Source organism: Comamonas sp. B-9 (assembly GCF_000410635.1).
Lineage (GTDB): Bacteria > Pseudomonadota > Gammaproteobacteria > Burkholderiales > Burkholderiaceae_C > Comamonas.
In genome coordinates this window covers 1-810 of sequence record NZ_APCR01000456.1, presented here as the reverse complement: position 1 = coordinate 810, position 810 = coordinate 1, and the positions used below count along the sequence as shown (strand labels likewise).

2 pseudogenes are annotated in these 810 nt (G+C 70.4%); both read right to left on the bottom strand.

Annotated elements, in window-relative coordinates:
• Nucleotides 1-614: pseudogene (locus tag H928_RS0104285) on the bottom strand (ABC transporter permease); the annotation flags it as partial.
• Nucleotides 611-810, bottom strand: a pseudogene (locus H928_RS32060) (RND transporter); the annotation flags it as partial. The pseudogenes H928_RS32060 and H928_RS0104285, both read right to left, overlap by 4 nt.

Sequence of the window (810 nt, the reverse complement as noted above, 5' to 3'; positions counted from 1 at the left end):
CCCTGGCTGGGCGAGCTGCCAGCGATCTGGTGCGCGCTCTCCAGCGAGGCCAGCACGTTGACGCCGCCCAGGCCGCGCAAGCCGTCGACGGCGGCCACCACGCGCACGCGGTGGTTGTTGATCCAGGCGGTGCCGCCTTCCCGGGTGGCCAGGCTGTCCAGATCGGCGCGGTCGACGATGACGGCGCCGGGCTCGCGCAGCAGCTTGCGCTGCCAGGGGGCAATGACCCGGTCGAACACCATGGCCGTGCCGGCAGTGGAAATGCCCGACAGGTAGACCGACACCGCACCGGCGGCCTGGGCCGCGCCCTGGCTGGAGCGCCAGTCGCCATCGACCCAGACATAGGGCTCGACGGCACGGATGTCCGGATCCATGCGCAGGCGCATTTCCACATCGGGGCCGATGTTGCGGCCAAAGTTCACGCTCTGCGTGCCGGGGTAGCCCACCCAGAGGTCGGCCGAGCTGGCGGTGATGTAGATGGCGGCCGAGCTGAAAATGCCCAGCACCAGTGCGGCCTGCATCACCAGCAGCACACCGGCAAAGCCCACCGCGAAGACCGAGGGCACAAAGCGGCGCCATTCGTAGACCAGGGTTTTGCGTGCCAGCGCAATCATGGCGTGGCCCCCGGGGTGGTGGGCGGCGATTGCGGCGGCAGCGGGGCGCCGCCCAGCGCCTGGAACAGTGCCACCCAGGCCAGTGTCTGTGCGGCTTGCGCCACGCTTTGCTGGCTTTCGTGCAGCAGCAACTGGCGGCGGGGCTCCAGCGTGTCGAGCTCGCTGGCCAGGCCCAGCTGCTGGCGGCGCTGCAGCT